Annotated in this window: 15 protein-coding genes and 1 pseudogene; 13 read left to right on the forward strand and 3 right to left on the reverse strand. The window is 71.0% G+C overall.

Annotated elements, in window-relative coordinates; genetic code table 11:
• Positions 1 to 89: 89 nt before the first annotated feature.
• From OG912_RS27280 to OG912_RS27300, 5 genes and pseudogenes are all read left to right on the forward strand, one after another.
• Positions 90 to 737: pseudogene (locus tag OG912_RS27280) on the forward strand (serine/threonine-protein kinase); the annotation flags it as partial.
• A 315-nt stretch (positions 738 to 1,052) separates the two neighbouring features.
• Positions 1,053 to 1,616 (forward strand): TerD family protein, encoded by a 564-nt coding sequence (locus OG912_RS27285; RefSeq protein ID WP_327713558.1) that lies wholly within the window; start codon positions 1,053 to 1,055, stop codon positions 1,614 to 1,616.
• Between the two features lie 175 nt (positions 1,617 to 1,791).
• Positions 1,792 to 2,370, forward strand: coding sequence for a TerD family protein (locus tag OG912_RS27290; protein ID WP_326735576.1), 579 nt, complete (start codon positions 1,792 to 1,794; stop codon positions 2,368 to 2,370).
• A gap of 129 nt (positions 2,371 to 2,499) precedes the next feature.
• Complete coding sequence (locus tag OG912_RS27295) at positions 2,500 to 4,452, forward strand: TerD family protein (RefSeq protein ID WP_327711660.1); 1,953 nt, start codon at positions 2,500 to 2,502, stop codon at positions 4,450 to 4,452.
• Positions 4,453 to 4,726: 274 nt separating this feature from the next.
• The gene (locus tag OG912_RS27300; RefSeq protein WP_327711661.1) at positions 4,727 to 5,740 is read left to right on the forward strand and encodes a TerC family protein; all 1,014 of its coding nucleotides are present in this window, start codon (positions 4,727 to 4,729) and stop codon (positions 5,738 to 5,740) included.
• 69 nt (positions 5,741 to 5,809) lie between these two features.
• Here OG912_RS27300 and OG912_RS27305 read toward each other — a convergent pair whose 3' ends face one another.
• On the reverse strand, positions 5,810 to 6,466 hold the full coding sequence (locus OG912_RS27305; protein WP_327711662.1) for an MBL fold metallo-hydrolase: 657 nt from the start codon (positions 6,464 to 6,466) through the stop codon (positions 5,810 to 5,812).
• Between the two features lie 10 nt (positions 6,467 to 6,476).
• Positions 6,477 to 7,166 (reverse strand): maleylpyruvate isomerase family mycothiol-dependent enzyme, encoded by a 690-nt coding sequence (locus OG912_RS27310; RefSeq protein WP_327711663.1) that lies wholly within the window; start codon positions 7,164 to 7,166, stop codon positions 6,477 to 6,479.
• A gap of 175 nt (positions 7,167 to 7,341) precedes the next feature.
• Here OG912_RS27310 and uvrA point away from each other — a divergent pair, with 175 nt between their 5' ends.
• Both uvrA and OG912_RS27320 read left to right on the forward strand, forming a co-directional pair.
• Positions 7,342 to 10,407 carry an excinuclease ABC subunit UvrA gene (gene uvrA, locus OG912_RS27315; RefSeq protein WP_327711664.1) on the forward strand — a complete coding sequence of 1,022 codons (3,066 nt, stop codon included), beginning with the start codon at positions 7,342 to 7,344 and terminating at the stop codon, positions 10,405 to 10,407.
• 243 nt (positions 10,408 to 10,650) lie between these two features.
• Positions 10,651 to 11,079, forward strand: a complete 429-nt coding sequence (locus OG912_RS27320; RefSeq protein ID WP_327711665.1) for a Rieske (2Fe-2S) protein — start codon at positions 10,651 to 10,653, stop codon at positions 11,077 to 11,079.
• 74 nt (positions 11,080 to 11,153) lie between these two features.
• Here the strand turns inward: OG912_RS27320 and OG912_RS27325 are convergent, their stop codons facing one another.
• Positions 11,154 to 12,080, reverse strand: a complete 927-nt coding sequence (locus OG912_RS27325; protein WP_327711666.1) for a hypothetical protein — start codon at positions 12,078 to 12,080, stop codon at positions 11,154 to 11,156.
• Positions 12,081 to 12,306: 226 nt separating this feature from the next.
• On the opposite strand from OG912_RS27325, the gene OG912_RS27330 reads away from it, so the two are divergent.
• The 6 genes from OG912_RS27330 to whiA all read left to right on the forward strand — a co-directional run bounded on the left by OG912_RS27330 (position 12,307) and on the right by whiA (position 19,089).
• The gene (locus OG912_RS27330) at positions 12,307 to 12,924 is read left to right on the forward strand and encodes a papain-like cysteine protease family protein (RefSeq protein WP_327711667.1); all 618 of its coding nucleotides are present in this window, start codon (positions 12,307 to 12,309) and stop codon (positions 12,922 to 12,924) included.
• A 4-nt stretch (positions 12,925 to 12,928) separates the two neighbouring features.
• The gene (locus OG912_RS27335) at positions 12,929 to 13,828 is read left to right on the forward strand and encodes a hypothetical protein (RefSeq protein WP_327711668.1); all 900 of its coding nucleotides are present in this window, start codon (positions 12,929 to 12,931) and stop codon (positions 13,826 to 13,828) included.
• A 125-nt stretch (positions 13,829 to 13,953) separates the two neighbouring features.
• A complete protein-coding gene (gene uvrC, locus OG912_RS27340; RefSeq protein ID WP_327711669.1) occupies positions 13,954 to 16,116 on the forward strand; it encodes an excinuclease ABC subunit UvrC in 2,163 nt (720 codons plus the stop codon).
• Positions 16,113 to 17,078 carry an RNase adapter RapZ gene (gene rapZ / locus OG912_RS27345; protein WP_327711670.1) on the forward strand — a complete coding sequence of 322 codons (966 nt, stop codon included), beginning with the start codon at positions 16,113 to 16,115 and terminating at the stop codon, positions 17,076 to 17,078. The genes uvrC and rapZ overlap by 4 nt, the downstream gene beginning before the upstream one ends.
• Positions 17,075 to 18,109: a gluconeogenesis factor YvcK family protein gene (locus OG912_RS27350; RefSeq protein ID WP_326735565.1), complete on the forward strand. Its 1,035-nt coding sequence runs from the start codon at positions 17,075 to 17,077 to the stop codon at positions 18,107 to 18,109. The genes rapZ and OG912_RS27350 overlap by 4 nt, the downstream gene beginning before the upstream one ends.
• Positions 18,100 to 19,089 (forward strand): DNA-binding protein WhiA, encoded by a 990-nt coding sequence (gene whiA / locus OG912_RS27355; RefSeq protein WP_024494235.1) that lies wholly within the window; start codon positions 18,100 to 18,102, stop codon positions 19,087 to 19,089. The genes OG912_RS27350 and whiA overlap by 10 nt, the downstream gene beginning before the upstream one ends.
• Positions 19,090 to 19,096: the final 7 nt, after the last annotated feature.

The raw sequence follows: 19,096 nt of genomic DNA on the forward strand, positions 1-19,096 counted from the left end.
ATGATCTGCCATGCGAGCGACGGCGCTTGGGGGCTTCGGTGGAGCGGATCGGAAAGTACCTCGTGGAGCGACGGCTCGGCGAGGGCGGGATGGGGACGGTCTACCTGGCGCGGTCGCGGGGTGGGCGAGCCGTGGCGGTGAAGGTGGTCAAACCCGAACTCGCACGGGACGCGGAGTTCCGTGAGCGGTTCCGGGCCGAGGTGGCCGCCGCACGTGTGGTGGGAGGTTTTCACACCGCGCCCGTGGTCGACGCCGATCCGGATGCGGAGGCGCCCTGGCTCGCCACCGCATACGTCGCAGGGCCGACGCTGTCCCAGCTGCTGGCGGCACGGGGGCCGAGGGGCGAGGAGTCGCTGCGCGCTCTGGGGGCTGCCCTCGCCGAGGCGTTGCAGGCCATCCACGCCTGCGGTCTCGTCCATCGCGACCTCAAGCCGGGCAACATCATCATGGCTGAGGACGGGCCCAGGGTTCTGGACTTCGGCATCGTGCGGGCGGTCGAGGGATCCCGCCTCACCGCGACCGGTGCGGTCTTCGGCACGCCCGGCTTCCTCGCGCCCGAGCAGGCGGTGGGTCTTCCCGTCGACGGGGCGGCGGATGTCTTCGCACTCGGTGCCGTTCTGATTGCCGCCGCGGGCGGCAGCGCCTTCGGTGAGGGCACACCCGTGGTGCTGATGTATCGATGTGTGCATGAGGAAGCCGACCTGTCGGCTCTCCCCACGTCCTTGTGGCCGGTGGTGGCCGCGTGCATGGCCAAACAGGCTGATGACCGTCCCACCCCGGAACAGCTTCTGGACCACTTCACCGGCATGACCGAAGAGGGCCCGAGCCGGACCGGTCATGCGCCCGCCCCCCACCCACCCACCCAGTACTGGCCACCGGACGCACCGGCCCGACAGGCGTACCCGCCCACCGCCACGGCGCCTGCGAGGCAGGTGCACCCGCCCGTCGTCGCGGCACCTCCCGAACCTGCGTACGCACCACCGGTTCATGCCGGGCAACCGCAGGGTCCGGTGCCGAGCAAGGGGGAGGGCGGACCCTACGCGACGGCCGAGTTGGCCAGGGGCCGGGCCATCGGCCTGCAGAGGGTGGGCGGTCAGGTACCGGCCGCGGTACGGATCGGGTTCGGCTGGCAGGCGGCTTCGCGCCGCGGTCTGTTCGGCTCGCGCACCAGGGAGATCGATCTGGACGCCTCTGCGGTCCTGTTCGCCGGTAGGCAGCCGGTCGACGTCGTCTTCTTCCGGCATCTCGCCAGCGATGACGGTTCGGTCAGGCACACCGGGGACCACCTCGGCGGTGCCGGCGCGGGCGGCGACGAGGAGTCGATCCTGGTCGACCTCCACCGGGTGCCGGTGCACATCGACCAGATCGTCTTCACGGTGAACTCCTTCACCGGCCGGACGTTCCAGGAGGTGCAGAGCGCCTTCTGCCGCATCGTGGACGAGACCGACGGCCAGGAGCTTGCCCGCTGCACGCTGAACGGCGGCGGGCAGTACACCGCCCAGATCATGGCGAAGGTGCACCGTTCGGGGAGCGGGTGGCAGATGACCGCCATCGGAACCCCGGCCGACGGCCGCACCTTCCAGGACCTCATGCCGGCGATCCTGCCGCACCTGTAGGCAGCGCCGGGCGCCCCGTCGACTCCGCGCCCGCGGCCAGGTCCGGGGCCTTGGGCCTGCGTGTTGCAGGACCGACACAAAAAGGTTCCGACCGGTCGCGCCACAGGCGTGACTGCGTAGGGTGCTGGAAGACCGCGCAAGGACGGTTGCGGGGACAGCGGAGAGGGGACAGCGCGTGACGGTCAATATGACCAAGGGTCAGGCCATCAGCCTGCAGAAGAGCGACGGGGGGGTCCTGACCGCGGTACGGATGGGGCTCGGCTGGCAGGCGGCTCCGCGCCGCGGTCTGTTCGGCTCGCGCACTCGGGAGATCGATCTGGACGCCTCGGCGGTCCTGTTCGCCGACAAGCAGGCGGTCGACGTCGTCTACTTCAACCAACTCGTCAGCAAAGACGGTTCGCTCAGGCACACCGGGGACAACCTGGTCGGCGGCGTCGGCGCGGGCGGCGACGACGAGGCGATCCTGGTCGACCTCCAGCGGGTGCCGGTCCACATCGACCAGATCGTCTTCACGGTGAACTCCTTCACCGGCCAGACGTTCCAGGAGGTGCAGAACGCCTTCTGCCGCATCGTGGACGAGACCAACGGCCAGGAGCTTGCCCGCTACACGCTGAACGGCGGCGGGCAGTACACCGCCCAGATCATGGCGAAGGTGCACCGTTCGGGGAGCGGGTGGCAGATGACCGCCATCGGCAACCCGGCCAACGGCCGCACCTTCCAGGACCTCCTCCCGGCGATCCTGCCGCACCTGTAGGCAGCGCCGGACCCACGGTCCGCAGCGGTACGCGCAGCTCCCGGCGGCATCGGCCGCCGGGAGCTGCACCGCATCGCACCACGCATAACACCGCATCGCGCAACAGCAACTCGTCGAGGGGACAGGGCAATGACGGCCGAGCTGGTCCGGGGGCAGAACCACGCCTTGCCCCAGACCCGTCTGGAGATCCGGGTTTCGGCCGGCGCACCCGTGGTGGCCGGTGCCACGCTCGGGGACGAGCGCGGCACGGTGCACGGCGTCGAGTGGATAGCCCACCCCGGATCGCCGCAGCTGCCGGGCCTCGAGGTGTCCAGGCAGGCAGCGGCCGAGCACCGGCTCGCCGTCGACCTCGGCGCCCTGCCCGAGGCGGTGCACCGCGTCACGGTGCTGCTGGCGCTGCCGCTGGAGGCGGGCGGCCCGACCCGGTTCGGCGCCGTGGCCTCGCCCTTCGTCGCGGTCACCGGACTCGACGGCACGGAGATCGCCACCTTCACCCTGACGGGCCTGGACACCGAGTCCGCGGTCGCAGCCCTGGAGCTCTACCGCAGACAGGGGGTCTGGAAGGTGCGCGCGGTCGGCCAGGGCTACGCGGGCGGTCTCGCCGCGCTGCTCGCCGACCAAGGCGTGGGCGGGGCGGCCGAACTGGCGCGCTCGATCCAGGAAGCGGTCGCCCGCGGTCTGGCCCGCTCGGTGGCCCCGCCCCCGCCCCGCACCCCCGAGGGCGACCGGGTCAGGCACGCCGGGGGTCCGGTGTCGTCCGGGGGCGGCGGCCGGCCCCACGCCGTCCCGCAGCCCGGCCTCCCGGACGAGCCCTCCCAGCCGGCCACCCCGGTTGTACCCGCCACCCCCTCCGCAGGGGGCCCCATCGACTACGCCCACCCGCGTCGCCAGGCCACGGCCCCTCCACCGCCCCCGCCCGAGGCACCACCGGCAGAGCCCGGCAGGCCCGCGACGCCCGTGGCCGGGGACGCGACCGGCTGGTCCATGGACGAGCGCCTCTACAACCAGATCTGGGGCATGTTCGAGGACCTGGCCCGGGCCACGGCCGCGTACCGCAGCGCCGTCGACTTCGCCGAGTCCCGGATGGACCAGGAGCTGGAGCGGGCCCTGTCCGATCCGCGCAGCCGGATCGGCGGTGCGGGCGACCGGGCCCGCGAGCAGGCCCGCGCCAAGCGCGACGAGCTGACCGGCCGGGCCCGCGAGGTACTGGACCGCGACCTCGCCCAGCTCGCCGCCGAGGCCGCCGTGGTGGAGCCCGCGCTCCCCGCCGCGTACGCGGGCTGGGACAACCCTGTCTGGCACGCCTACCGCGTTCCGATGGAGATCCCCATGGCTCTGCGGATCGGTGACCTCCACCTGCCGGAGAGCGCCGGGGTGAAGATTCCGCTGCTTGTCCGGCTGCCGCTGGAGCGCGGCATGTGGATCGACAGCGGGCGCACGGCGTCCGAGGCCGCCGCGATGACCGATTCGGCCCAGCTGCGCCGGCTGGCCATGGAGAGCGCCGTACTGCACGCGGCACGGATGCTCGCCGTCTATCCGCCGAACGAGTTCTCGGTCCACGTCATCGACCCGGCAGGTTCCGCCGCCGCGTCCCTGGCCCCGCTGGTCGGTGCCGGGGTGCTCGCGAGCCCGCCCGCGTCCGGGCCCGGGGGAGTGTCCTCGGTCCTCGCCCGGCTCACCCGACGCGTCGACCTGGTGCAGATGGCGCTCAGGGCGGGGGCCGCGGACTCGCTGCCGCCCGACCTGGACCCGGCCGAGCAGCTGCTGATCGTCAACGACTTCCCGCACGGCTTCGACGACCGTGCCGTCACCCAGCTGCGCTATCTCGCCGACGAGGGGCCCTCCGTCGGGGTGCACCTCCTGATGGTCGCGGACCGGGAGGACGCCTCGGCGTACGGTCCGGTGCTCGACCCGCTGTGGCGTTCCCTGCTCCGCGTCACCCCGGTCGCCGACGACCATCTGGCCGACCCCTGGGTCGGTCACGCATGGACGTACGAGCCGCTCAGGACCCCGCCCGGCAGCCGCGTCCTGGAACAGGTGCTGGACCGGGTGGCCGCCGCGCGCCGCACCGGGCACCGCTGACCCGGCCACTCTTCAGCACTCGGTTCGACTTCACTCAACGCCCGCTCCGACCTGGCACTTTGGGGATTCTTTACCCTTCTCTTTACCTTTCCTTGGTATTCCCTGTACTGTTCTTTGGGCGGAGGGGAGTACTCCCGTCGCGGCGTTCCCGTCAGTACGGACCGTGACCGGTCCCGGGGCGCCGGCCCAGGCACGCATCCCGTGCGCCCGGGTGGAAGAGACCTCCGGCAGCGACGACGCTGATCAGTAGCCGTAGCGAACTGCCGGAGGCGCAGTGGACGTTTCATGGACCCTCTGGGCGCTGACCATTCTTGGTCTGAGCGCCCTCATCGCCGTCGACTTCTTCATCGGGCGCAAGCCCCATGACGTGTCGACCAAGGAAGCCGGAATCTGGACGATCGTCTGGATCGCTCTGGCCGCACTCTTCGGACTCGGCCTGCTCGTGTTCGGTGAGAGCCAGGCCTCGGGTGAGTTCTTCGCCGGCTTCATCACCGAGAAATCACTGAGCGTCGACAATCTCTTCGTCTTCGTGCTGATCATGGCGAAGTTCTCGGTTCCCTCCCACCTCCAGCAGCGGGTGCTGCTCGTCGGCGTGCTGATCGCGCTGGTGCTGAGGGCGATCTTCATCGCCGCCGGTGCCGCGGTCATCGCCAACTTCTCGTGGGTCTTCTACATCTTCGGCGCGTTCCTGATCTACACCGCCTGGAAGCTGATCCAGGAGGCACGGGCCGACGAGGAGGAAGAGGAGTTCGAGGAGAACCGCCTCCTCAAGAACATCGAGCGTCGCTTCGGAGTCGCCGACCGCTACCACGGCACCAAGCTCTTCATCCGCAACAACGGCAAGCGCGTCCTGACGCCCCTGATGGTCGTCATGCTCGCCATCGGCACCACCGATGTGCTGTTCGCGCTGGACTCCATCCCCGCGATCTTCGGCCTGACCCAGGACCCGTACATCGTGTTCACCGCCAACGCCTTCGCGCTGATGGGGCTGCGACAGCTGTACTTCCTGATCGGCGGCCTGCTCAAGAAGCTGGTCCACCTCAGCTACGGGCTCTCGGTGATCCTCGGCTTCATCGGCATCAAGCTGGTGCTGCACGCCCTGCACGAGTCCGGGGTGAACGTCCCCGAGATCTCCATCCCGGTCTCGCTCGGCGTCATCTGCGGCGTGCTGGTGATCACCACGATCACCAGTCTGATCGCCAACAAGAAGACGGCCGATGCCGAGGCCGCGGCGCAGGCCGGGAAGACCGAGGACTCCGCGGAGAAGGGCGCCGACATCGACGCCTGACACGCCTGACAGCTGAGCGGAGGGCGGGGGGACGGGCGCGGATCGCGTGCCCGTCCCCCCGCCGCCTCGTCACCAGCCCCGGGCGCGCCACTCCGGCAGGTGCGGACGCTCGTCGCCCAGAGTGGTGTCGTGTCCATGGCCCGGGTAGACCCAGGTCTCGTCGGGCAGCGGATCGAAGAGCCTGGTCTCCACGTCGTGCAGCAGGCTCGCGAACGCCTCGGGGTCCTTGAACGTGTTGCCGAGCCCGCCCGGGAAGAGGCAGTCCCCGGTGAACAGGTGCGGAGCGCCGTGCGGGTCGTCGTAGACGAGCGCGATCGAGCCCGGGGTGTGGCCGGTCAGATGGCGGGCGGTCAGTGCGACCTGCCCGACCCGGATCGTGTCGCCGTCCTCGACGAGCACATCCGTCGGGACCGGGATCCCCTCGGCGTCGAACCGCCCGGCGTACGTACGCGCCCCGGTGGCCGCCACCACCTCGTCCAGCGCCTGCCAGTGGTCTCCGTGCCGGTGTGTGGTGACGACCGAGGCGATCGAGTCGTCACCGATCAGCTGCAGCAGGGTCCCGGCCTCGTTGGCCGCGTCGATCAGGAGCTGCTCGCCGGTGGCCCGGCAGCGCAGCAGATAGGCGTTGTTGTTCATCGGGCCGACGGCGACCTTGGAGATCATCAGATCCGTCAACTCGTGTACGTCCGCACGCCCGCCGACCTTGACCGTTCCGCTGTACGTCATGCCTCTCAGCCTATAGCGGGGGCAGCGCGGGAAGGGTTCCGCCCTCGACGGTCAGGGCGGACCCGTCGCGCCGCCCGCTGAGCCAGCCGAGCAGCTCGGACGCCGTACCGCGGACCGCGACGGACCCGCCCTCCGCGCCGCCGCCGGTCGTCCAGGTGCGACCCGTGTCGTCGGCCAAGCCCGTCGGGACGACCGCCGGGTGCCCGGCGAAGCGCTCGGCCAGGAAGTCGATCTCCCGGGCGGTGAACTCGTCCGGCAGGTCCTCCAGCTCGTAGCCGATCCCCAGGTCGACGTGGTGCAGCTCGACCTCGCCGCGGCGGCGGAAGGGGATCCGGGACGCGGAGTCCGTCACGCCGTTGCGCATCGCGACGGTGCGTGACCAGTCGGCCGGGGCCGCGGCGGCGTCCATGAAGCCGGCCGCGCTCGCGGCCAGGTCGGCGAGCTGCTCGGCCTGTGGCCGGGGCGCGTCGCGCTCGATGTCGCGGTCGCGGGTTTCGCTGTCTGCGTACATGGGCCGGCCCTGGAGAACATTTACGAGCGCGTCGGCGTTACGTGAGAGGTGCGCGACGACATGACCCCGGCTCCAGCCCGGGAGGCGCGACGGTTCGGCAAGTGCCGCGTCGTCCAGTTTCTCCGTGGCGCTGAGCAGTCGGTCGGTCGCTTCACGCAGTGCGGCCAGGTCGTGCACATGATCAGTCATGGGGTCGAGCCTAGCCCCGCCACTCATTCGGGTGAAGGAGTCATCAGCCGTCCGTAAATCGAATGTGCGTGCTATACGCTCGGAGCCGAAAGCTTCGTACATCGCTGTGGCACCCCCCATACCCTGGGGCAGGGGCTCAGTTCCCCCGCTTCTCTCTAGAAAGGTGCGGACCGGCGTGGCCGACCGTCTCATCGTCCGTGGCGCTCGCGAGCACAACCTCAAGAACGTCTCGCTCGACCTTCCCCGCGACTCCCTCATCGTCTTCACCGGGCTCTCCGGGTCGGGCAAGTCGTCGCTCGCGTTCGACACGATCTTCGCCGAGGGGCAGCGGCGCTACGTGGAGTCGCTCTCCTCGTACGCCCGGCAGTTCCTCGGCCAGATGGACAAGCCGGACGTCGACTTCATCGAGGGCCTGTCGCCCGCCGTCTCCATCGACCAGAAGTCGACCTCGCGCAACCCGCGCTCGACGGTCGGCACGATCACGGAGGTCTACGACTACCTCCGGCTGCTCTTCGCCAGGATCGGCAAGCCGCACTGCCCCGAGTGCCGGCGTCCCATTTCGCGCCAGTCGCCGCAGGCCATCGTGGACAAGGTCCTCGGCCTGCCCGAGGGCAGCCGCTTCCAGGTGCTCTCGCCGCTGGTGCGTGAGCGCAAGGGGGAGTTCGTCGACCTCTTCGCCGATCTGCAGACCAAGGGGTACAGCAGGGCCAGGGTCGACGGTGAGACCATCCAGCTCTCCGAGCCGCCCACGCTCAAGAAGCAGGAGAAGCACACCATCGAGGTGGTCATCGACCGCCTCACGGTGAAGGACAGCGCCAAGCGCCGGCTGACCGACTCGGTCGAGACCGCGCTCGGCCTCTCCGGCGGCATGGTCGTGCTCGACTTCGTCGACCTCCCCGAGGACGACCCCGAGCGCGAGCGGATGTACTCCGAGCACCTCTACTGCCCGTACGACGACCTTTCCTTCGAGGAGCTGGAGCCGCGCTCCTTCTCCTTCAACTCGCCCTTCGGTGCCTGCCCCGACTGCACGGGTATCGGTACGCGGATGGAGGTCGACCCGGAGCTGATCATCCCGGACGAGGAGAAGTCCCTCGACGAGGGCGCGATCCACCCCTGGTCGCACGGCCACACCAAGGAGTACTTCGGCCGCCAGATCAACGCACTGGCCGAAGCCCTCGGATTCCGTACGGACATCCCCTGGGCCGGTCTGCCGCAGCGCGCCAAGAAGGCCCTTCTCTTCGGCCACAAGATCCAGACCGAGGTCCGCTACCGCAACCGGTACGGCCGCGAGCGCGCCTACACCACGCCCTCCTTCGAAGGAGCGGTGCAGTTCGTCAAGCGGCGTCACTCCGAGGCCGAGAGCGACTCCAGCAGGGAGCGCTTCGAGGGCTACATGCGCGAGGTGCCCTGCCCGACCTGTGAGGGCACCCGGCTCAAGCCGATCGTCCTGGCGGTCACGGTGATGGAGAAGTCCATCGCCCAGGTCGCCGCGATGTCCATCAGCGAGTGCGCCGAGTTCCTCGGCCGGATGAAGCTGAACGCCCGCGACAAGAAGATCGCCGAGCGGGTGCTCAAGGAGGTCAACGAGCGGCTGAAGTTCCTGGTCGACGTCGGCCTCGACTACCTCTCGCTGAACCGCGCGGCGGGCACCCTGTCCGGCGGCGAGGCGCAGCGCATCCGGCTCGCCACCCAGATCGGCTCCGGTCTGGTCGGCGTGCTCTACGTGCTGGACGAGCCGTCCATCGGACTGCACCAGCGCGACAACCACCGGCTGATCGAGACCCTGGTCCGGCTCCGCGACATGGGCAACACGCTCATCGTCGTCGAGCACGACGAGGACACCATCAAGGTCGCCGACTGGGTCGTCGACATCGGCCCCGGTGCCGGTGAGCACGGCGGCAAGGTGGTCCACTCCGGATCGCTCAAGGAACTGCTGGCCAACGACAAGTCGATCACCGGCCAGTACCTGACCGGCAAGAAGTCGATCGCGATGCCCGAGATCCGGCGCCCCGTCGACCCCTCGCGGCTGCTCACGGTCCACGGAGCCCGGGAGAACAACCTCCAGGACATCGACGTCTCCTTCCCGCTCGGCGTGCTCACCGCCGTGACCGGCGTCTCCGGCTCCGGAAAGTCGACGCTGGTCAACGACATCCTCTACACCCACCTGGCCCGTGAGCTGAACGGCGCCAAGTCGGTGCCCGGCCGGCACACCCGGGTCGACGGCGACGACCTCGTCGACAAGGTGGTGCACGTCGACCAGTCGCCCATCGGCCGTACGCCCCGGTCCAACCCGGCGACGTACACCGGCGTCTTCGACCACGTCCGCCGGCTGTTCGCGGAGACGATGGAGGCCAAGGTCCGCGGCTATCTGCCGGGCCGGTTCTCCTTCAACGTGAAGGGCGGCCGCTGCGAGAACTGCTCCGGCGACGGCACCATCAAGATCGAGATGAACTTCCTTCCCGACGTGTACGTCCCGTGCGAGGTCTGCCACGGAGCGCGCTACAACCGGGAGACCCTGGAGGTCCACTACAAGGGCAAGTCCATCGCCGAGGTGCTGGACATGCCGATCGAGGAGGGCCTGGAGTTCTTCGAGGCCGTCCCGACCATCGCGCGCCACCTGCGCACGCTCAACGAGGTCGGTCTGGGATACGTCAGGCTCGGCCAGTCCGCACCGACGCTCTCCGGCGGTGAGGCCCAGCGGGTGAAGCTGGCCAGCGAGCTCCAGAAGCGTTCCACCGGACGCACGGTCTACGTCCTGGACGAGCCGACCACCGGTCTGCACTTCGAGGACATCTCCAAGCTGATCAAGGTGCTCTCCGGCCTGGTCGACAAGGGCAACTCGGTGATCGTCATCGAGCACAACCTCGATGTCATCAAGACCGCCGACTGGGTCATCGACATGGGACCCGAGGGTGGCAACGGCGGCGGCCTGGTCATCGCCGAGGGCACCCCGGAGTATGTGGCCGGCGTCCCCGCCAGCCACACCGGGAAGTTCCTCCAGGGCATCCTGGACGCGGACCGGGTGAGCGAGGCTGCCGTGCCCGCGGCGCGCAAGCCGGCGCGGAAGACGGCCGCGAAGAAGGCGGTCGCCGCGAAGTCCGCCCCCGCGCGGAAGACGGCGACGGCGAAGACCGCCACCGCCAGGACCGCCACCGCGAAGAGCACGACGGCCAAGGGTGCCGGGGCGGCTGCGGCGAAGAAGCCCGCGGCCAAGAAGGCGACCCGCGCCCGCAAGGCCTGACCGGACGCGTCGGCGGCCGGGGTCCGACAGCACGGACCGTGCCCGCCCCGAGGTGGCGGCCCCTCCCGAAGGGGCCGCCACCTCGTCGCGTTCCGCCCTGACCAGGCACGATCAGGTCCGCCCGGCCCGGACGCAGGAGCGTTCCTCTCCGCCGGTATCGTCGGTTACGTCACCGATGCCTCCGCTGCCTCAGGCACCCGGGCATCGCTGGCACCCCGCTTCCCTCTGACCCGTGGAGACCGCATGTCCGGCCAGCCCACCGCCCGCCGCACCGTGCTGAAGGGCGCCGCTCTCGCGGGCGTCGCCGGGCTGGGAGTGGCCGCCTGCTCGACCGAATCGAAGCTCGGACACGCCCAGACGCCTACCCCTACCGCGCCCGTCACGCTCGGCGCCCCCGACGAGATCCCGGTCGGCGAGTCCAAGCTCTACCGCGAGCAGCGCGTCATCGTCAGCTGCCCGGCCAAGGGGCAGTACAAGGCGTTCAGCGCCCAGTGCACCCACGCGGGCTGCCTGCTGGACAAGGTGGAGAGGAACGAGGGGCACTGCCCCTGCCACGGCAGCCTCTTCGACACCACGACCGGCAAGGCCATCCACGGTCCCGCGACCGTGCCGCTGCCCTCCGTCCCGGTCAAGGTCGAGGGCGGAAAACTGATCGCGGGCCCCGACGCCTGACCGGGCGCCCACCCCGGCTCCCGACGCCCACCCCGGCTCCCCGACGCCTGACCCGGTCCCTCAGCGGGCCCGCCTCACTCCCAGTCCCAGTCGATGCCGACCAGGCCGGGCCGTACCCCCTGTTCCACCAGATGTACGGTCCGGTGCCGGCCCGTGAGCGTGAGATCGGTCCGGCCCCCGCGCGGTGCCCCCGCGGAGACCTGTGCGAATCGCCGGCACCGTACAGGCAGCGCCTCCTCGTCGAACCGGACCTGCAGCACGTACTGCCCGCCGCCGAAGCTGAAGCCGCGGACGTACTCGCCGCACGGCCCTCCCGTACCGTCCTCGAAGCCGTAGCCGAAGAGGTACGTCTCGCCCGCCCGCAGCCGGGTGTCGAAGAGCAGCTCCGCGACCAGCACCCCTGTCTCGGCGTCCCAGCGGACCCGCCCCGTCCGGCAGTTCTCCCGGGCGCTCACCCCGACCCGCGCCGGATCGCAGCCCGGATCACCGCGGTACACGGCGAGATAGCGGTCGATGCCGTCGCGGTGGGCGCGCACGACGTGCTGCGAGGTCCGGGACTGCATCTGACGGCCGGGCCCGATCCGTACCCGCTCCTGGTGCCCCACCGTGTGCAGCCCGCCGTCCGCGGGTGACTCCATCGCCGCGAGCAGCCGCTCCACCGCGCCGGACGCCTCCATCAACGAGCGGTACGAGCGGGCGGCCGGACGGTCGGCGTCCGTGCGGGACTCCCCGGCCCCGAGCAGCCCGAGCAGGGAGTTCCCCGGCAGCTCCAGCACCTCCTCCAGCGCCTTCACGGCCCGAAGGGACTCGGGGCGCTGCGGACGCCGGGCGCCCTGCTGCCAGTAACTGAGGCTGGTCACCCCGACCTTGACCCCCCGGTGCGCCAGATGGTGCTGCACCCGCTGGAGCGGCAGTCCGCGCACCGAGAGTGCGGTGCGCAGTGCCAGATGGAACGGGCCGGTGTGCAGCACCTGCGCCAGTTCGGCCTCGGTGTGCTGCATGGGTCCTCCAGGTGAACGTTCACGACGGGCGACGGCCGGTCCGCGCCGACGGGTGTGGGGCCGCAGGTGGCCAGGGGGGAGCGTTCACACACCCGCCACCGGCGTTCACACCGCGATGTTCCCCCGCATTGAAGCGTGTTGACCCGCTCCCGACAACGGGTTGATGCTCCTCGGCAGCGTCCGGACGCGCTCCTCGGATCCCCACCCCCGCCCCGGGAGGAACCCCATGCGCAACCGAAGAATCCGGCCGGTACGGCTGTCGGTGACAGCCGTACTCGCCGCCGTACTGCTCGCCGCACCCACGGCGACCGCCACCGCCGCCGATCAGCACCACGCCGCCTCCGCGGCGTCGGGCACCCTCGCAGCCGCCCAGCGGCTGAACATCAGCATGCAGGCGCAGCAGAAGACGAACTGGTGCTGGGCCGCCGCCGGCAACACCATCGCCGGCTGGTTCGGCCGGAACTACACCCAGAACCAGTTCTGCAACGCCGCCTTCGGCCGGGCCCAGGGCTATGAGTGCCCCAACTCGCAGGCCTCGCTCGGCAACGTCCAGGACGGTCTGTACTGGGCCGGCGTCAACCCCGGCTCGTACGTCACCGGCTGGCTGCGCTACCCGACCGTGCAGGCCGAGATAGCCGCCGGACGGCCGGTGGAGACCCGCATCCAGTGGTCATCGGGCGGCGGCCACATGCACGTCCTGTACGGGTACGACGACGCGAACAGCTGGGTCTACTGGGGCGATCCCTGGCCCTCCAACGACCGCTACAACTGGGCCTCGCACGCCTGGTACGTGAACAACGGTGAGTTCTCCTGGACCCACTCGCTCTACCGGATCGGGGCGTGACGGCATGACCTCCACCAGTACCCCGGCCCGAACCGCCACCCGTGTCGCGCGCGGCGCCCGCCCCTTCGCCACCGCCCTCGCCGCGAGCGGTGTGCTGGCCGGCACCGCCCTGCTGACCGTCGCCCCGCAGGCGGCCGCCGCCACCGGGCCCTCGGCCACCCCGGCGGCCCTGGCGGCGGCGCACGAGGCGGCCACCGACGCCACGACCCTGGACACGCTGGCCCGGTTCTTCGCCCGTGAGGGGGCCGTCACCAGGGCGGCCGCCGCACCGCGGATCGAGGGCGGGGCCGTGCCCGTGCGCACCCTGTCCGCGGACTTCGTCGCCGGTGAACCCGGCGCGTCCGTCGCCGCACTGGAGTACCTGGCCAGTACGGCGGTCTCGTCGGACGGGCAGAAGGCATCCCTGTGGACGCTTCCCGAGCCGGGCAAGGACGGGAGCTGGCAGGTGGTGAACATCGCCACCGGCGACGACGAGACCCGGTACACGGCCGCCGGTGCCCGCAAACTGCCCGGCGGCACCGTCTTCCGGGAACCACAGATCGACGCCTGGTACGTCCAGAAGGGCGGCCGGGTGCTCCCGCTGGACACGGACGCCGTCCATGCCGTCGGCGCGGGCGGCACCACCCTGGCCGCCTACCGCACCCGGGTACGGGCCGCGTACGCGGACAAGCTCCCCGGCTCCGGCTATGCCCGCGCGGGCCGGGCAGGCGGCTACGGACCCTCCGGCGCGAAGCCCGCCACAGGAGGTCCCGGGCCCGCCATCGCGGCCGACGCCGCCTCGGGCACGACCGAGGGCACCGCACTGACCGCGACCTCCACGGCAGCGGCGGCGGGCGCCGTAGCCGTGCTCGCCCTCTGCGGCGTCACCGCCCTGCGCCACCGGGGCCGCCGCACGACCCGGTGACCGCGAAGGCCCTCCGGACCCGATGACCCCGTGCTCCGGGACACGTGACCCCACCCCGTGTCCCGGAGCGCGGCGCCACCCATGAGCACCCCGTGCTGTCACTGCCCGCAAGTAGGGTGGGAGACATGGCAGACCCCTCCAGCTACCGCCCCAAGCCGGGACAGATCCCCGACTCCCCGGGGGTCTACAAATTCCGCGACGAACACCGCCGGGTGATCTACGTCGGGAAGGCGAAGAGCCTGCGCCAGCGCCTGGCCAACTACTTCCAGGACCTGTCCGGCCTCCATCCGCGCACGCGCACGATGGTGACCACCGCCGCGTCCGTGGAGTGGACCGTCGTCTCCACGGAGGTCGAGGCGCTCCAGCTCGAATACTCCTGGATCAAGGAGTTCGACCCCCGGTTCAACGTCAAGTACCGCGACGACAAGAGCTATCCGTACCTCGCGGTCACACTCAACGAGGAGTTCCCGCGCGTCCAGGTCATGCGCGGCGCCAAGAAGAAGGGCGTGCGCTACTTCGGTCCGTACGGGCACGCCTGGGCGATCCGCGAGACCGTCGACCTGATGCTCCGGGTCTTCCCGGTGCGTACCTGCTCCGCAGGCGTCTTCAAGAACGCCGCCAGGACCGGCCGCCCCTGCCTCCTCGGCTACATCGGCAAGTGCTCGGCCCCCTGCGTCGGCCGGGTCACCCCCGAGGAGCACCGCGAACTGGCGGACGACTTCTGCGACTTCATGGCCGGCCGCACCGGCACGTACATCCGCCGCCTGGAGAAGGACATGATGGCGGCGGCCGAGGAGATGGAGTACGAGCGCGCGGCACGCCTGCGTGACGACGTGGAGGCGCTCAAGCGCGCCATGGAGAAGAGCGCCGTCGTGCTCGCCGACGCCACCGACGCCGACCTGATCGCCGTCGCGGAGGACGAGCTGGAGGCCGCCGTCCAGATCTTCCACGTCCGGGGCGGCCGGGTGCGTGGCCAGCGCGGCTGGGTCACCGACAAGGTGGAGAACGTCGACACCTCCGGCCTCGTCGAGCACGCCCTCCAGCAGCTGTACGGCGAGGAGACCGGCGACTCCGTCCCCAAGGAGGTCCTCGTCCCGGCCCTTCCCGAGGACCCCGAGGCGGTCTCCCAGTGGCTGGCCGACCGCCGGGGCTCCCAGGTCAGCCTGCGGATCCCGCAGCGCGGCGACAAGAAGGACCTGATGACCACGGTCCAGCGCAACGCCCAGCAGGCCCTGGGGCTGCACAAGACCAAGCGTGCATCCGACCTGACCACCCGCTCCCGGGCCCTGGAGGAGATCGCCGAGGCCCTCGGCCTCGACACGGCCCCGCTGCGCATCGAGTGCTTCGACATCTCCCACCTCCAGGGCGACGACGTGGTGGCGTCGATGGTGGTCTTCGAGGACGGCCTGGCCCGCAAGGGCGAATACCGCCGCTTCCAGATCAAGGGCTTCGAGGGACAGGACGACGTCCGCTCGATGCACGAGGTGATCAGCCGGCGCTTCCGGCGCTACCTCCAGGAGAAGGAGCGAACGGGGGAGTGGGAGGAGGGCCCAGCCGCCACGGGAGCAGTCCCGGCTGAAGGCACCGCCCCGGCCGGCGGCACCGGCACCGTCGCGGCTGACGGCACCGTCCCCGCCGGCGGCACCGTCGCGGCTGACGGCACCGCCATCGTCCCGGCCGAAGCCGTGGCCGGTGCGCCACCCGCCGTGCCCGCCCAACCCGCCGAACCTGCCGAACCCGCTGAGCCCCGTGAGGACGACGGCCGCCCCAAGCGGTTCGCCTACCCGCCGCAGCTCCTCGTGGTCGACGGCGGGCAGCCTCAGGTCGCCGCCGCCAAGCGGGCCCTGGACGAGCTGGGGATCGACGACATCGCGGTCTGCGGCCTCGCCAAGCGCCTCGAAGAGGTCTGGCTGCCCGATGACGACGACCCGGTCGTCCTGCCCCGCTCCAGCGAGGGCCTCTACCTCCTCCAGCGCGTCCGTGACGAGGCGCACCGCTTCGCCATCACCTACCAGCGCGCCAAACGGGCCAAGCGCATCCGCTCCAGCCCCCTGGACGCGGTAGCCGGACTCGGAGAGACCCGGAAACAGGCGCTGATCAAGCATTTCGGCTCCGTCAAGAAGCTGAGGCAGGCGACAATCGACGAGATCTGCGCGGTTCCGGGGATAGGCCGCAGGACGGCGGAATCAGTGGCTGTGGCCCTCGCCGCGGCCGCCCCGGCCACGCCCGCCGTGAACACGGCCACAGGAGAGATCATTGAAGAGGACGACGGGGGCAGCACGACATGACCGAGAACGAGCTTGAACACGGGCACGACCGCACAGACCGAGCAGACGGAGCAGCAGACGTGAGTACGGGCACCTCGATCGAGACGGGCGACGGCACGGTGGCCATTCCCGAGCTGGTGATCATCTCCGGAATGTCGGGCGCCGGCCGCAGTACGGCGGCCAAGTGTCTGGAGGACCTCGGCTGGTTCGTCGTCGACAACCTGCCGCCCGCGCTGATCCCCACCATGGTGGAGCTCGGCGCCCGCTCGCAGGGCAACGTGGCACGGATCGCCGTCGTCGTCGACGTCCGGGGCCGCCGCTTCTTCGACAACCTGCGGGAGTCCCTCGCCGATCTGGAGGCCAAGGGCGTCACCCGGCGGATCGTCTTCCTGGAGTCGTCCGACGACGCGCTGGTCCGCCGCTTCGAGTCGGTCCGCCGGCCGCACCCCCTCCAGGGCGACGGCCGCATCGTCGACGGGATCGCCGCCGAGCGCGATCTGCTGCGCGAGCTGCGCGGCGACGCCGACCTGGTCATCGACACCTCCAGCCTCAACGTGCACGAGCTGCGCGCCAAGATGGACGCCCAGTTCGCGGGCGACGAGGAGCCGGAGCTCCGCGCCACCGTGATGTCCTTCGGCTACAAGTACGGCCTGCCCGTCGACGCCGACCTGGTGGTGGACTGCCGCTTCCTGCCCAACCCGCACTGGGTCCCCGAGCTGCGCCCCTTCACCGGGCTCAACGAGGAGGTGTCCGCGTACGTCTTCGACCAGCCGGGCGCCAAGGAGTTCCTCAACCAGTACACGGAGCTGCTCCAGCTCATCGCCGCGGGGTACCGCCGTGAGGGCAAGCGCTACGTGACCATCGCCGTCGGCTGCACCGGCGGCAAGCACCGCTCCGTCGCCATGTCGGAGAAGCTGGCGGCCAGGCTCGCCACCGAGGGGATCGAGACCGTGCTCGTACATCGGGACATGGGGCGCGAGTGACCAGTCGCAACCTCCGGCTGCGCCGGCTGAGCAGGGCCACCTCCGCGCTGTCCGGCCGCAAGCGCGGCGCGCAGCCCAAGGTCGTCGCGCTCGGCGGCGGTATGGGGCTGTCCGCCTCGCTCACCGCGCTGCGGCGGATCACCGGCGACCTGACCGCCGTGGTCACCGTCGCCGACGACGGGGGCTCCAGCGGCCGGCTGCGCGAGGAGCTGGGCGTCCTGCCGCCCGGAGACCTGCGCAAGGCACTGGCCGCGCTGTGCGGCGACGACGAATGGGGCCAGACCTGGGCCCAGGTCATCCAGCACCGTTTCCAGTCCAAGGGCGACCTGCACGAGCACGCGGTCGGCAATCTGCTGATCGTCGCCCTGTGGGAGCAGCTCGGCGACCACGTGCAGGCCCTGGACCTGGTCGGCAAGCTCCTCGGCGCGCACGGCCGGGTGCTGCCGATGTCCGCCGTGCCGCTGGAGCTCCAGGCACTCGTGAAGGGCCATGACCCGGAGCATCCGGACCAGGTGGACACGGTGCGCGGCCAGGCGACCGTGGCGCTCACCCCGGGCGAGGTCCAGTCCGTGCACGTCGTCCCGCACGACCCGCCGGCCGTCCCCGAAGCGGTCGCCGCGGTCCTCGACGCGGACTGGGTGGTGCTCGGCCCCGGCTCCTGGTTCTCGTCGGTCATTCCGCATCTACTGGTCCCCGATCTGCTGGACGCGCTGATCGAAACGAAGGCCCGGAAGGTCCTCTCGCTGAACCTCGCACCGCAACCCGGTGAAACAGATGGCTTCTCTCCGCAGCGTCATTTGGAGGTTTTGGGACGACACGCCCCTAAACTCGCCCTGGACGTGGTGTTGGCCGACGAGGCCGCCGTGCCCGACCGCGAGTCCCTCGCCGATGCCGCAAAACGGCTCGGCGCCGCGGTCGAGCTGGCGCCCGTGGCCTCACCCGACGGCGTTCCGATCCATGATCCGGAGCTGTTGGCTGCCGCGTACGACCGTATTTTTCGGATGCATGGAAGGATCGGCCCATGGCGATGACGCCAGCGGTGAAGGACGAAATCTCTCGGCTTCCCGTAACCCGGACCTGCTGCAGGAAGGCAGAAGTCTCGGCGATTCTTCGGTTCGCGGGTGGGCTGCACCTGGTGAGCGGCCGGATTGTGATCGAGGCGGAGCTGGACACCGCGATGGCGGCGCGCCGGCTGAAGCGGGACATTCTCGAGATCTTCGGGCACAGCTCGGAGCTGATTGTGATGGCACCCGGCGGGCTGCGGCGCGGCTCGCGCTATGTCGTGCGGGTGGTGGCGGGCGGCGACCAGCTGGCCCGGCAGACGGGCCTGGTGGACGGCCGCGGCCGTCCCATCCGCGGTCTTCCCCCGCAGGTGGTCTCGGGGGCCACCTGCGATGCGGAGGCCGCCTGGCGCGGGGCCTTCCTCGCCCACGGCTCGCTCACCGAGCCGGGCCGCTCCTCCTCGCTGGAGGTGACCTGCCCGGGCCCGGAGGCCGCGCTCGCGCTGGTCGGCGCCGCCCGCAGGCTCTCCATCGCGGCGAAGGCCCGCGAGGTGCGCGGCGTGGACCGCGTCGTCGTCCGCGACGGCGACGCGATCGGCGCGCTGCTCACCCGGCTCGGCGCCCATGAGTCGGTGCTGGCCTGGGAGGAGCGGCGGATGCGCCGCGAGGTCCGCGCCACCGCCAACCGGCTCGCCAACTTCGACGACGCGAACCTGCGCCGGTCCGCCCGTGCCGCGGTGGCGGCGGGCGCCCGGGTGGGGCGCGCGCTGGAGATCCTCGGCGAGGAGGTCCCCGAGCACCTCGCGGCGGCCGGACGGCTGCGCATGGAGCACAAGCAGGCCTCCCTGGAGGAGCTGGGCGCCCTCGCCGACCCGCCGCTGACCAAGGACGCCGTCGCCGGCCGGATCCGCCGCCTCCTGGCGATGGCCGACAAGCGGGCCCAGGACCTGGGGATCCCGAGCACGGAATCCACCCTCAGCGAAGAGCTGGCCGACGGCCTCGTCGGCTGATGCGCAC

The organism is Streptomyces sp. NBC_00464 (genome assembly GCF_036013915.1).
Classification (GTDB): Bacteria; Actinomycetota; Actinomycetes; order Streptomycetales; family Streptomycetaceae; genus Streptomyces.

What these genes read in the sequence shown, in the direction of transcription:
- OG912_RS27295 (WP_327711660.1), top strand. Translation starts at nt 2,500, where the DNA reads ATGACGGCCGAGCTGGTCCGGGGGCAGAACCACGCCTTGCCCCAGACC.
- OG912_RS27305 (WP_327711662.1), bottom strand. Translation starts at nt 6,466, where the DNA reads ATGACGTACAGCGGAACGGTCAAGGTCGGCGGGCGTGCGGACGTACAC.
- OG912_RS27310 (WP_327711663.1), bottom strand. Translation starts at nt 7,166, where the DNA reads ATGACTGATCATGTGCACGACCTGGCCGCACTGCGTGAAGCGACCGAC.
- OG912_RS27320 (WP_327711665.1), top strand. Translation starts at nt 10,651, where the DNA reads ATGTCCGGCCAGCCCACCGCCCGCCGCACCGTGCTGAAGGGCGCCGCT.
- OG912_RS27325 (WP_327711666.1), bottom strand. Translation starts at nt 12,080, where the DNA reads ATGCAGCACACCGAGGCCGAACTGGCGCAGGTGCTGCACACCGGCCCG.
- OG912_RS27330 (WP_327711667.1), top strand. Translation starts at nt 12,307, where the DNA reads ATGCGCAACCGAAGAATCCGGCCGGTACGGCTGTCGGTGACAGCCGTA.
- OG912_RS27335 (WP_327711668.1), top strand. Translation starts at nt 12,929, where the DNA reads ATGACCTCCACCAGTACCCCGGCCCGAACCGCCACCCGTGTCGCGCGC.
- uvrC (WP_327711669.1), top strand. Translation starts at nt 13,954, where the DNA reads ATGGCAGACCCCTCCAGCTACCGCCCCAAGCCGGGACAGATCCCCGAC.
- rapZ (WP_327711670.1), top strand. Translation starts at nt 16,113, where the DNA reads ATGACCGAGAACGAGCTTGAACACGGGCACGACCGCACAGACCGAGCA.
- whiA (WP_024494235.1), top strand. Translation starts at nt 18,100, where the DNA reads ATGGCGATGACGCCAGCGGTGAAGGACGAAATCTCTCGGCTTCCCGTA.